This window comes from Prochlorococcus marinus str. MIT 9401, assembly GCF_000760095.1.
GTDB classification, from domain to species: Bacteria; Cyanobacteriota; Cyanobacteriia; order PCC-6307; family Cyanobiaceae; genus Prochlorococcus_A; species Prochlorococcus_A marinus_I.
Genome location: NZ_JNAR01000015.1, coordinates 24,520 through 36,649, shown reverse-complemented (window position 1 = coordinate 36,649; position 12,130 = coordinate 24,520). Strand labels below are relative to the sequence as shown.

The window sequence follows — 12,130 nt, the reverse complement described above, 5'->3', positions numbered from 1 at the left end:
AATGCCCTATCAAAATAAATAGCAAATGAAGTTACAAATAAAGCTGCATATTGAAGCCAATGCAAACCAGACTTATTTACCCAATTTTATTCAATATCTGAATTGCTCATTTAAAGAATTGGATATGCTATCCAACCAAATAAGGTGTAATTAATAATCACAGCCATAAATCCAATCATTGCAAGCCTACCATTAGTCCTTTCTGCAATAAACCAATAGCTATTTGGCCATTCAAAAGTTTCCTCAATATTAGATATTTGACCTTCTGAAAGGGTATTCTCTTCAGGGGTATTGTCTTGATTGTAGAAATCGCTATCTGGAAAATAGCTTTGGCTTGACATGTTTTCGGATTTAAAATCAACCATTTATTTAGAAATTTGAAATACGAATATTCTATAAACTAAAAAGGTAAAATAGATTATGAGGAGCTCAGACTTTTTTTATCATGAAATTTTTTTTCTCACCTTACAAAAATTAAATTTCAATTATTAAATCATCTTTATTTATACAAAATAAGTCATTCTAGTTTGTATATAATTTTCTAAAATATTTTTTCTTAATGAAAATTAAATTATTAACTTTAATTGCTTTGCAATCAATTATTCCTTTATCGTTTGCTTATGAAACTGGTCCAGAAATATTTGGGAAGGAAAATGATTTGCATTTATGTACTCCAACAAGAAGAGAAGAATACATAAAAATAAAACAGACAAAACTAGATGGAAAATTCCCAAATATTCAAAGATTTATTATTGATGAAGACTGGAGAACACAAGGGCTAGATAGTGATGAATTCCCATTGTCAGAACCTTTAATAATTGAAAATCCAATTAAAGGAGAAACATTAGCAGTATTTGATAGGAACTATAATAAAACTTTTAGAGTTGCATCATTTTTCGGCAGAAGCGAAATAAGAATCTCTGAACAATCTATTTTTCAGGGAAGATTAGGAGGGAGATCAACTACAGGCTCAAATGATGTCACCTCCTTAGCCTTATTAACAAATGATGGAAGTTATGTTGTTGTAAATGGATGCGATGGTGTTTTTGATGTTAATAAAACCGTTGCTAATGCTTTAGCAGATTATCCAATTATAAATGGAAAGGCATTTATTATGATTTCTAGTTATGGTTCAACAGGTCTCAGAATTAATGAGATTGGAAAAGAAACAGTAAAAGCATGGAAAATTATCTATAAAAATTGGGATGAAACAAAAGATTCAATTAATAAAGAGCTCTTATTTGAATATAAATAGATAAAGTTATTGCCGATATTAGTGGGAATAGCAGTCTTTTCATTTGTTAATCACAGCAATCGTCCTTTGTTAATGAAGCAGTCCAAGAGGATTCCTCCATTGTTGATAAGTCAACTCTATGAGTTGCCATCCACTCACCATTTGCTTCCACAAACTTTTGAACATTACCTTCTGGAGCTTGATGAATAACAATTATTCTTTGAGGGTCATCTTTGCTTACTCCTCTGAAAAGCGGCTTAATATCAAATTCTGAATGCCTTTTATCTGCTTCTGCACTATCAAATATTGCAGCCCATTCATCAAAAGTGCTTTCAATTTTAAAAGTAAACACGGAGGTAACTGAACAAGACATAAAAAAAGGAACTTATTGCCCCTTATTTTAGTTTGATTGTCAATCAATATATAAGTAAAGAAATCAATTTTTTAAATATTTCGAAAGAAATTTAATGCTAAGCTGCCTATGTTTTATAAATAAATTTTGAAACACTTTATTTCTTTTCTTCCTTTTTTTTTCATGTCAATTCTTTCGTTAAGTTGTTCAAATAAACCCGTCAAAAAAGAAATGAAAATGCCAATGTTATTTGATACAAAAGAACAGGCTGAAAAAGAAGCTTATAAATTTGACTGTGAAGGCGCTCATCAAATGGGAGATAAATGGATGCCATGCAGTATGCATGAACATAACCATTAAAAAAGAGGCTTTTATACCTCTATGTTAGATCGACTGTAAATCAATTAATAATTAATTTTTTTATTTGATTTATATTTAGGCCAATGAAAAGCATCCAAATAATTACAAAGACTATTGGTTAGAAAACGATAGCAAGTTTAATCTTTTTTAAAATAGTGTTAGTTACTAAAAATAATAACCTTTAAATAAATAACTAAGGAAAGCTACTTTATCTAATTAGGTAGTTGATAGGTGGGCGGTGCATGAAACTTTCTTTTCTTTCTCTTTGATTTTTTATAAACAACAAATACTCCTAAACCTAATAAAGGGATTAATAAACCTTCTATAAACATTGTAAAGTTAATCATATTCTTTATCCCTATCTACAAGCTCTCTCATAAATCTTTTATCTGTTATGTAGTTGTCTACAAGCTCTTGATTGTATCCATTTTCTCTAATTTCTTTGATGATCTCGTCTAAATTTTTCATAATCGTCAACCCCCATGTGACATTTTTAGAGGAAAATAAGCCCAAATAAGGCAGTAATAGACCTATTTAGAGCAAATTAGTGCCTATATACGCATACTTACGAAGATATATGAAAAAAGCAAGAAAATTACCGTCAAGCAGAATTGAAGTTGTCCACTATCTGTATACTTTAGGCGTGGACAAATTTTTCCCAATTTGGTCTAATAAAGTTATTTTTTTCAACTTTTAAATATATATGTTCTAAAATTACTTAAATTAATGTAATGAGAATAAGTAAAGGTTATTGGTTATGGGGATTATTCCCATCTGTAGAGAAGTTTTTTTTGGATGAAATAAAAGCTAAAGTTCAAAGTAAATTAAAAAGCCCATTTTTTGAGACACACATAACTCTTACAGGGCCTTATTTAAATATTGATAATATTTTTTTAAATAAATTAAAAAATTTTGCTGAAAATAATTCTGCGATTACATTGAATGTTGGTGGATACGACTTTAAACAAGAAATATTTAAATCATTTTATATTTCAATTGAAAACTCACGAGGGCTAAAAGAACTAAGAAGAAATATTTATGAATTAAATAATTTTGATTTGGCCAATAATTATTCTCCACACATTAGTTTGTCTTATGGAAATCATGAAATAAAAGCAAAAAAAGAATTGATCTCGAATTTACCTGAACTAAATCAACCCATAAGAATGTCTAAGATTGCATTGGTTGAAGTAGATGAGGATATTAATCTTTGGAAAATTTTAGAAAGTTTTGATTTAAATTAAATCAATCTAGGTTTAAAAGTAAGTAGTTTCTTTCATTTTTCCCCAATTTTTTCCAAGGTGGGTTTTGACCTGCTCTGAAAAGCCACTCGGGGCGGGGAGTTTTGAACTCCCGACCTAATGCTTCCAAAGTACTTAACAGCCATATTGCTGCACTAGGTTTTCAAGCTATATCTAATTTCTTGCTTAGTTCTGCGAGTTTCATAGTTACAAATAAAGTAATATTTGCCCACAATTTGTCCGCAAAATATTAGTTAAGAAAATTTTGAATAGCATTTTATACAAGATATTGATCTATTTAAATCAATAAAAATTAAAGAGTTGGATTATAGTTTTTGGAAATTACGAGTAAAAATTTTGGAATCCTTTGATTACTTCGAATACCTAAATTCAATATCATTTCATCCGCCTGTAATGATAATAACTACATTAGTATTTTTTTATATAAGAAGAAAAATTTTATTAGCTGGCAAAAAACATTAGTAATTTATTTCATATTTATATTTTTGAATGAGTCAAAAATTAAATAAACAAAGCAAGTAATAAAAACAATGACATATAAAGATTCCATCTAACTTACAGTTGTTATTGAACTACTTAATCCATAAGTGAGAAAAATAAAACTTGCAAAAGTAACTCCAATCATTACTGTTGTATAGAGTTTATTTAGTTTGAAATTATTACTTGCTGGTGAAAAGTCTGCAATAACCAAATTTTTCATTGAATATTTGTCTCTATTTGTGAAATTATTGCTGTTAACCAAACTGCCTAAAATTGGATCTGTTGAAACTTTTATTTCTTGATTGATAACAGTATTTAAACCTTTATCTTCATTGAAGAATCTTGGAAACATATATGCATGCCATAAAGCTATTATTGCCACCCAAAAAACTACACTAACTCCTGCAAAACCAAAAAGTAAGAATCTAAAGGTTTCCATATTTGTTTTTTAATTAACTAAAATCTACATCAGAAAAAATATCTAAAAATCGCAATCCAAAAAAATATACTTGAAATAAATCAATTAATCATTTCATGATGTTACTAATGATTAGAGACAATGTTATTAGGAGTTTTTCTTTAAATATAAGTTAATGATCGAATCATTTATTTAACTAAAAAAGACAAAATAATAATCACATTTATTAATTACTTTTTTGAAATGGATTTTAGGATTGTGCTTGTTATTACTCCAATAATATTCTCATGGATATTCACAGTCTTTTGGTTAGGTAGGTGGGATGTATTTAGATTAACACCACTAGGATTGCCAAAGAAGGGAGTAGCTCCTTTTAAAAATTATCAAGTATGGGAAGATTCAGCATTAATTCCTGATACTGGTAGACCAGCAGAAGGTTATCCAGTATTTACTGTAAGAACTGCAGCAGTCAATGCACTAGGGATTCCAACCGTTTTCTTCCTTGGGGCAATATTGGCAATGCAGTTTAAAACTTATTAATAGGAAATTTTAATGGACATTAGATTTTTAATTGTTGGAGCACCATTTTTAATCGCATTTTTTTATACCTTATTTTGGTTAAAAAAATGGGGTGCTTTTAATTCTACGAATAATAATTTGCCAAAAAATATTTCTCTTAAAAATGAATCAATAGAACAAAGTTATATTTTAGAGAATATCTTTTTAACAAAAAATTAATCAAATTTACTTACCCTTTTAATTAATACATTCTCATGATTCCAATAGAACAATATTTGTTTTTTGCAGTTTCTCTTTATGCATTTTTTTACCTTTCAATAACTATAGTAAGTACATTAATTAGCTTCTCCTAAGCAACAATCACATAAAATATTAAACACTTATTTGTATAAAATTAATCTTCCTGTATTTTAAAACTCATTATATAAATATATAAGTAGATATTAGGGCAATCTACTAACCGCTAGCTTTGATAAAGCGGTTCGTAATGAGAACCTCCCTTTGACCTCATTTTCTTTTTTCGCAATCTTAGAAAATGAGGTTTAAATATTTTTTAATAGTCATGAATATTAAATTAAATTCTTAATTAAAACTCTAAATTATTAAATATTATTCCTTCTTATGTATATTATTTACTTTTTAAAAAAGAGTTTTTTATTTATAAAGAATATGTAGATATTTGGCGAATCTGCAACGGTATAGATTCCGTCTTTATGAACCTAGCCAACGAAAATATTCCTAACTACGTTTTAGTTATTTTAGTAGTTAGGAATATTTTTATTTATTCCATCTTTTAAAGAAATTTTTCTGAAAATCAAATGATCAATAAATCAAGTAATGAATCTACATTAGAAAAAATTTATAATAATTTGGAATCTGGAATGCCAGAGAATAAATCTATCAAAGAGTATGCTCTGCCTAATGCGAGACAGTGGCTTGGTGGAAGATTCGTTGCTATATGGGTTTTACCTATTTATTTTTTAAGAAAAATCGCAAAGTTTTCTGCTTCTTCAGCCTTTGTTAAGCCATATTCTCCTTCTGTAAATGGGCCATCTTATAAACAACCAGAAACCCTATTTACTTCTTTAAGAAGTGTTTTCAGAGGTGAAGATCATTTAAGATTTTTTGATCATAGATTTATTGGTATTTGGGTATTGCCTATTGCTTTGACTGGAATTGTTTTTGAAATCCTACTAATAGCTCCTACTAATAACACTTCACCTTTCAATTAGGCATATTTGACCACAATTAGACCTCAACCATCGCGGTCATAATATGGATATTAAAAAAGACAGGCTGGGAAACTTGTCTGTGACTTGAATTTTAAGAGTCGAGGCGACAGGGTTAGAACCTGCGACCTAGTGCTCCCAAAGGACTCGATCTATCAAAGGCCATTTCCTTAAAAGCCTAGTTATAACCTAAATTATTTGTGGAGGGTGGAACGAGTTTGAGACTCAATATAGGGACATCTTCGAAGATCTTATAAGGTATTTTATATACTCTAGCTACCTCCACAGCTACCCCCCCCCCTCAATGACTAATTGCATTTGCATAATTTCTTAACTCTGTTAATTTTAGTTGGCTTTAATAAGTTCAAATGCAAGATCAAAGAATTGAAAAGATAATAACTTCAGCAATAAATATAATTAAGGTGCTTGTAATAATTTATCTAGGCTTCGTAGAAGTATTTAAAATTGGCAAATTACTTAGAGAAAAGTTAGATCTTGAATTAGATATTTCTCGAAAATGGGCTATACAAAATTATTCAATCCTAAAAAAAAGACTAGAGAAAAAAAAAGTAGCGGGAGTTTGAAATTTTTTGCTATAAATTAAATGAGGCCAAACCTCGTGAGCATACTCTACGTTTGCTGCAAGACATAGATTGATTCAATATAGTTTGCGAGTCGATTTAATAACCCTTTCAGTAGTTGGAATTTCTGGAGGGGGTTCTTGTTTTAAGAAGGTAGTTGATTTGATACTAAGATGATTTTAAATCTACTAATTTTTGATACTAATTGAACTACTACCATATAAGTTGAGTTAAAGCCAAAGACAAAGTAAAAAATTAACTTAAGCATTCAATAAATTCTTTTATAAATATACAAATCCTCGCCCGTTTGACGCCCACCTGCGACTTAGTGCTCTTAAAGAACTAGAAAATTAATCTAAACAAAAAATTTAAATCTAATGAATGATTCTTTGTAGAAGATTATTTTTAAAGTATTTCCATTAAAGTAAAGATTAATATTAGAACATGGTTTTGAAATTCTATAAATATTCAAATAAATATTTAAGCTTATTCAAGATTTCAATAATGGTCGGATTAGTTTTGCTTTTACCATTAAATACTCGATCTTTATTTGCTGAGAAAAAATCAGATTGTAGCCTAGCACCAAGTAGTGGTACAAAATTTAGAATTAATGGTCCTGGTTCATGGGAAACTTTAATTACTGTTCGAAAATATAAGGATGATGATAAATTTCTATCAGAAAAAATTGGATTACTAAAACTTGCGGCTGCTGAAAGATTCAGTGAATTTTTTACTACATTGACCTTAAATACAAATAACAAAGAAGAGAGTATTCAAGAAGAGAGTATTCAAGAAGAGATTATTCAAGAAGAGATTATTCAAGAAGAGATTATTCAAGAAGATCAAAATTTCAGAGCTTTTGAGAACTTTCAGAAAGTGTATTCAGAATATTTTAGTTGGAATGATATGAAACCAATACTTATATCTATGAAAAGCTTCCATTGCTATGATGACGATCAAATTGTTTTATCGGGTAAATGGACTTCTGATTCTGTACAGAATGCCTACAGACACATAAATCTTGAAAAGGCTTATGACGAGTTATTAACTATTGCCGATGTGGCAGGAGAAAGATCGATACTTGATGATGAAAAGTTCAAAAAAAAGTTCCCTAAGTTATGGGAAACGGACGATCCAGAATATGTTAAGAACGCAATTAAATATGTGTTAAGGATTAGAGGTTTATAATTCAAATCATTAATTTTTAGATTAATTGCTATAAATAATTAATTACTGCAGGGTGGCAAGTTACTGAGCCAAAATGGTAGTTAAAGCGGGCGACGTACCTTCCAAAGTTGTCCAAAGCTAATACAAACCCTCGCCCATTCCTCGCCCGCAGAGATTTTAAGACAAATGAGAAATAAAAAAGCGAGTTAGGAGACTCGCTAGTATGAATTGGGTTTAAATGGTCGGGGCGACAGGATTCGAACCTGCGACCTAGTGCTCCCAAAGCACCCAGTACGCAATTTGCGACAATGCCCATAAGAAACAAGTAAGGCTATAGCTTATGAGTTTGTATTGCAGGGATTTGTTTAAGTCTCATAATGATAATGCATCATGGTATTGCAAAGATAAGCATTTAATCGCTAAATAATCGCTAAGCTGCAACCTAGTGCTTATTAAAAGAATGTTATTTTTTTGCTTTCATATAGTCTCTGAATTCTATAGCTGCTTTATAAATTATTGAATAGACTTCTATCGTTACTCTTAAAATTACTACGGAAAGAAGACTAACAACGAAGCCTGAGAAGTAAACACCTTTTAAGTATGAATTAGATATCAAAGCATGAATCCAATCTACGAAGAATCCAAATCCAGCTCCTACGCCTAGACCTTGACCAATAGCATAGAAAATATTGAACAATTGCAATGTTATGTATCTATCAAAGGCATAATCATCTTTTAATGTTCTAAAAATAGATGCAAATGGATTTTCTGTTTGTTTTTTACAAAATCTCCAAAGTGTAAAAATTCCACCTAAAAATCCAAACCAAGCAGGAGCAGATAAATAAGGGTTTGACTGGCTAATCTCTTTAAGTCCTACAAGCACAAATAGTAATACTGCCGCACCAACGAAATAAATAATATATTTCTCTTTTTTATCTCTTTTAGCTAAAGCTGATGAAATACTCTTTTTATCAGTCATTCAATTTTTTGATATTTAGTTTGAAAATTTATCTTACCATCTCGTCAATTTAGTCTTTGAAAATGAAGTTTTTCCAAAATTATAGGTTTCGGAATTGTTATGTTTCACGTGGATAATATGCAATTTTTATAAGATTGAATCTAACTATATTTGCAAGATGATCAAAAAGTTTCAAAGAACAACTAGAAGATTAATATCGTTAGTTCCACTAATCCAACCAATAACAATAACTGCAGGTTTTACATTTTTTAGCTCTCCTTACTCTGCAGTTTATGCGAATGATTTTCAGACATATTTTGACAAAGGCTTTGAAAAAGGGGAGAAAGGTGATTACTTTGGATCAATTTATGATTACACATCTGCCATTGAATTAAATCCAAATAATGTAGATGCATACTACAATCGCGGCTGGGCAAAAGCTCGGATTAATGACCACTCTGGAGCAATTTTGGATTATCAAATGGCTGTAAATATTGATCCATCATTTGAGAAAGCCCTTTATGGTCTTGGTTTGAGCAAAAGTAAATTAGGAAATTACTATGGATCTATTGCAGACTACACTCAATTATTGAATATAAATCCCTCATATGAGGATGCATATTTTGGTCGTGCCTGGAGTAAGAGCAAGATTAGGAATTCATATGGATCAATTGCTGACTATACAGAAGTCATTAAATTGAATCCAAACAATGGTAATGCTTTTTATAACAGAGGTCTTGAAAAGCACAATTTGAGTAAGTACTACGAGGCCATTTCTGATTACAGTAAAGCCATACTAATTAATAAGAAATATAGTGATGCCTTCTTAGCTCGCAGTATATCAAAAACAGAAATTGGAGATATTAAAGGTGCTTGTACAGATGCTAGAAAAGCAAAGTCTCTTGGTTATAAAAGCGTAGAGAATGAAAAATGGATAAAAGAAAACTGTAGTTCTAGTTTTAAATTCTTCTAAACTTTCTAAAGCTAAACGAAGAGAATTTAAAAATTTTTGAATTAGGGGTGTAAAAAGACTTCTATATTTAGGAGCTACCCCTAATTATGTCCAGCGATTAAGACAGCAAGGTTATGCAAGGTATAGCAAATAATCGCTATATAATCGCTAAGTCTTATTTTTCTTATAGTTGGCAGTAAAAAAAAGAGTCTGGGAAACTCGCTAGTATAACTTGGTTTTTAAGAGTCGGGGCGACAGGATTCGAACCTGCGACCTAGTGCTCCCAAAGGACTCGATCTATCAAGTAAGATTTACTTAAAATCCTAGTTATAGTCTTAATTATTTGTAGAAGGTGGAACTAGGTTGAGATTCAATATAGGGATATCTTCTAAGATTATATAAGGTCTTTATAGATTCTAGATCCCCCTACAGATCCCCCTTGCGACCGAGTACCTTTTTTTGTTGATGATAAATAGAAATAATTGACATTCGATCTAAAATAAATAGGAATTAGCTAATTAGATAAACTCTGGAAATCAATTAAATACTTATGACAACTAAATTAGAAGGATTTCAAAACAGGCAAAAAGATGTTGGATGGGGTTATGCAATAGCTCATGTAGTACCTTTTGTAGGGCCATATTATGCCATTACCCGCAGAACTACTACACCATTATTGTTCGTTTTTTTGGGTAATTTTGCGATTGGATTTACCTATGGAGTTATTGTTGCGATAGTAAATCCAAATTATGATGAGAAGAAGTTAGAAAAATCTGGAACATTAATTGGATTAGTGGCCACGCCAATACTTGCAAAAAAAGGAATCGAAAACGCCAGAAAAGAAGGACAAAAAAGATTAGAAAAGAGATAAAACAATGAAACGCTTACTACTTGCACTGCTGCTATAAATCAAGCACCTTTTTAGAATCTTCGAAGATTCTAGATCCCCCTACAGATCCCTTTTGGCTTATGAGACTGACAGGCAATAAAAAAGCGAGTCTGGAAACTCGCTAGTATAACTTGGTTTTTAAGAGTCGGGGCGACAGGATTCGAACCTGCTACTTAGTGCTCCCAAAGCACCCGCAAGATTAAGACTATAATTGAGACTTATAGCTATATCAACACTTTTAGGGTTTAGAGTGTGGACTAATTCGGACTAGTTTGGTAGAATTTGAGGGAAATTTGAGGGAAAATTAGTTGCCAGTTATTAGTAACAAAAAGGATTGGGAAACTACTACTAGGAAGCAAGTAAGAAAACTTGGCAAAGGTTGGACGATTAGAAAAGCATCAAAAAGCGACAAAATTTCATTAGTTATTAGAGAACCAAATAAACCATTTCAAGAGATAGTTTTACCTTTTAAGTGGTCAGAAGATCAAATTGGTAAAGGTTATGCAAGGGTTAGAAATATTCGTGCCTTAATGGTAGATGGAGAGCATACATTAAAACAGGCTGCAAAATTAGCTGAAAGTGATGCACCAAAATTAGTAGAAAAATTAAATTGGGAGGAAGCAAAAAATAACTTTGAAATCTATAAAACAAAATTTGATAATGCAATTAGTCCTAAGACTTGGAAAAAAGATTATGAACCAGTTTTAACTGATGCTGTTAAATTATTAACTTCTAATAGACCACCAAACGACCCTGCAAAATTAATTGATAAGTGCATTATTAATTTTGAAGCGGGCAGCCGATCAAGACAGATAAAAGTTAATTCATTATTTGCCTTCTTAGAGTATTGCTTTAAGAGAGAGGATTTCCCTGCAAGTTGGCTTCCTAAAACTGATAAAAAAGAACACGTTGGTAAGAAACCATCTAATTGGCAAAGCCAGAAGAAACACGCTGTAAGCGATCAAGAAATTATCAATTTAATAAATAATTTTGATGGTGGAGAAATGCTGAAAGATGCACTTAAATTAATTTCTTTACTTGGATTAAGACCTGTAGAGCTATTACATTTAGACGTTAAAAAAGATGAAAATGGTGAGCCTTACTGGTTCTGTAGTTATCAAAAGAAAAGTAGTAAAGGTATGACTAAACCAAGAGTAATTTATGAGTTACCTTTGATTGATGATGATGGAAATGTTCAAGAATGGAACATGATTTCAAGATGGCAACTCAAAGATATTAAATTACCCTCATTACATGGAACTAGTGGAGGAGCTGCGGGTGTTCTTAGAGACTTGCTTAGAAGTGTTGTTGCTTGGGTAAGTCTTGAAAATATAGTTAAAGCTAGAGGAGAAAACTTTGGTTTATATAGTCTCCGACATAGTTATAGCGTTAGAGGTACATCCAGAAATATTAATGTTGGTTCACTTGCTGCATCAATGGGTCACGAACAAAGAACCCACGAAGAAGCCTACCAAAAGGCAACCAAGAAAACTAACAAAGCTGCATTTGCTAATGCAATGTCTCAATTATTAGGAGGTAAAAAATGAACATCTGGACTAAAGACAATATTATTAATTACACCTCTGACCCAGACGAGGCAAACGATAAAAAATATCCTAAAGAATTACAAATAGCTCGTAAGGCATTAAGAGAAGAAGATCAAGCTGCAAAGAAAGATGGTGGAACTGTTGATTGGAATTATTTATTAACTCGAATGGATTAGTTTCAA

At 31.0% G+C, this 12,130-nt stretch carries 18 protein-coding genes; 12 read left to right on the top strand and 6 right to left on the bottom strand.

The window, feature by feature from the left end; all coding sequences use genetic code 11:
* Nucleotides 1-110: 110 nt before the first annotated feature.
* On the bottom strand, nt 111-365 hold the full coding sequence (locus tag EV01_RS09780; RefSeq protein ID WP_032518418.1) for a high light inducible protein: 255 nt from the start codon (nt 363-365) through the stop codon (nt 111-113).
* Nucleotides 366-559: 194 nt separating this feature from the next.
* Between EV01_RS09780 and EV01_RS03610 the strand changes: the two genes are divergently transcribed.
* Nucleotides 560-1,255: a hypothetical protein gene (locus EV01_RS03610; RefSeq protein ID WP_032518419.1), complete on the top strand. Its 696-nt coding sequence runs from the start codon at nt 560-562 to the stop codon at nt 1,253-1,255.
* 46 nt (nt 1,256-1,301) lie between these two features.
* Here EV01_RS03610 and EV01_RS03615 read toward each other — a convergent pair whose 3' ends face one another.
* On the bottom strand, nt 1,302-1,607 hold the full coding sequence (locus tag EV01_RS03615) for a DUF3764 family protein (protein ID WP_032518420.1): 306 nt from the start codon (nt 1,605-1,607) through the stop codon (nt 1,302-1,304).
* 162 nt (nt 1,608-1,769) lie between these two features.
* On the opposite strand from EV01_RS03615, the gene EV01_RS09375 reads away from it, so the two are divergent.
* The gene (locus EV01_RS09375) at nt 1,770-1,946 is read left to right on the top strand and encodes a DUF3721 domain-containing protein (protein WP_072013481.1); all 177 of its coding nucleotides are present in this window, start codon (nt 1,770-1,772) and stop codon (nt 1,944-1,946) included.
* Nucleotides 1,947-2,158: 212 nt separating this feature from the next.
* On the opposite strand, the gene EV01_RS10025 is transcribed toward EV01_RS09375, so the two are convergent.
* Both EV01_RS10025 and EV01_RS10020 read right to left on the bottom strand, forming a co-directional pair.
* A complete protein-coding gene (locus EV01_RS10025; protein ID WP_275040838.1) occupies nt 2,159-2,293 on the bottom strand; it encodes a hypothetical protein in 135 nt (44 codons plus the stop codon).
* Complete coding sequence (locus EV01_RS10020) at nt 2,286-2,414, bottom strand: hypothetical protein (protein ID WP_275040839.1); 129 nt, start codon at nt 2,412-2,414, stop codon at nt 2,286-2,288. Before EV01_RS10020 ends, EV01_RS10025 begins: the two co-directional genes overlap by 8 nt.
* A gap of 263 nt (nt 2,415-2,677) precedes the next feature.
* Between EV01_RS10020 and EV01_RS03620 the strand changes: the two genes are divergently transcribed.
* On the top strand, nt 2,678-3,190 hold the full coding sequence (locus EV01_RS03620; protein WP_032518421.1) for a 2'-5' RNA ligase family protein: 513 nt from the start codon (nt 2,678-2,680) through the stop codon (nt 3,188-3,190).
* Between the two features lie 568 nt (nt 3,191-3,758).
* Here the strand turns inward: EV01_RS03620 and EV01_RS03625 are convergent.
* A complete protein-coding gene (locus tag EV01_RS03625; protein ID WP_032518422.1) occupies nt 3,759-4,127 on the bottom strand; it encodes a hypothetical protein in 369 nt (122 codons plus the stop codon).
* A 222-nt stretch (nt 4,128-4,349) separates the two neighbouring features.
* On the opposite strand from EV01_RS03625, the gene psbF reads away from it, so the two are divergent.
* The 5 genes from psbF to EV01_RS03650 all read left to right on the top strand — a co-directional run bounded on the left by psbF (nt 4,350) and on the right by EV01_RS03650 (nt 7,623).
* On the top strand, nt 4,350-4,646 hold the full coding sequence (gene psbF / locus EV01_RS03630) for a cytochrome b559 subunit beta, long form (RefSeq protein ID WP_032518423.1): 297 nt from the start codon (nt 4,350-4,352) through the stop codon (nt 4,644-4,646).
* Nucleotides 4,647-4,658: 12 nt separating this feature from the next.
* Nucleotides 4,659-4,844 (top strand): hypothetical protein, encoded by a 186-nt coding sequence (locus EV01_RS03635; protein WP_032518424.1) that lies wholly within the window; start codon nt 4,659-4,661, stop codon nt 4,842-4,844.
* A gap of 599 nt (nt 4,845-5,443) precedes the next feature.
* Entirely contained in the window at nt 5,444-5,857 is a 414-nt protein-coding gene (locus tag EV01_RS03640; RefSeq protein ID WP_032518426.1) for a hypothetical protein, read from the top strand.
* A gap of 365 nt (nt 5,858-6,222) precedes the next feature.
* The gene (locus tag EV01_RS03645) at nt 6,223-6,438 is read left to right on the top strand and encodes a hypothetical protein (protein ID WP_032518427.1); all 216 of its coding nucleotides are present in this window, start codon (nt 6,223-6,225) and stop codon (nt 6,436-6,438) included.
* 501 nt (nt 6,439-6,939) lie between these two features.
* A complete protein-coding gene (locus tag EV01_RS03650; protein ID WP_152556878.1) occupies nt 6,940-7,623 on the top strand; it encodes a hypothetical protein in 684 nt (227 codons plus the stop codon).
* 442 nt (nt 7,624-8,065) lie between these two features.
* Here EV01_RS03650 and EV01_RS03655 read toward each other — a convergent pair whose 3' ends face one another.
* Nucleotides 8,066-8,581 (bottom strand): DUF4282 domain-containing protein, encoded by a 516-nt coding sequence (locus EV01_RS03655; protein ID WP_032518429.1) that lies wholly within the window; start codon nt 8,579-8,581, stop codon nt 8,066-8,068.
* A 157-nt stretch (nt 8,582-8,738) separates the two neighbouring features.
* Here EV01_RS03655 and EV01_RS0108990 point away from each other — a divergent pair, with 157 nt between their 5' ends.
* From EV01_RS0108990 to EV01_RS03670, 4 genes are all read left to right on the top strand, one after another.
* Nucleotides 8,739-9,533 (top strand): tetratricopeptide repeat protein, encoded by a 795-nt coding sequence (locus tag EV01_RS0108990; RefSeq protein ID WP_050496414.1) that lies wholly within the window; start codon nt 8,739-8,741, stop codon nt 9,531-9,533.
* Between the two features lie 529 nt (nt 9,534-10,062).
* Nucleotides 10,063-10,383 (top strand): hypothetical protein, encoded by a 321-nt coding sequence (locus EV01_RS03660; protein ID WP_050496413.1) that lies wholly within the window; start codon nt 10,063-10,065, stop codon nt 10,381-10,383.
* 326 nt (nt 10,384-10,709) lie between these two features.
* Nucleotides 10,710-11,948: a hypothetical protein gene (locus EV01_RS03665; RefSeq protein WP_050496412.1), complete on the top strand. Its 1,239-nt coding sequence runs from the start codon at nt 10,710-10,712 to the stop codon at nt 11,946-11,948.
* Nucleotides 11,945-12,124: a hypothetical protein gene (locus tag EV01_RS03670; protein WP_032518566.1), complete on the top strand. Its 180-nt coding sequence runs from the start codon at nt 11,945-11,947 to the stop codon at nt 12,122-12,124. Before EV01_RS03665 ends, EV01_RS03670 begins: the two co-directional genes overlap by 4 nt.
* Nucleotides 12,125-12,130 lie beyond the last annotated feature (6 nt).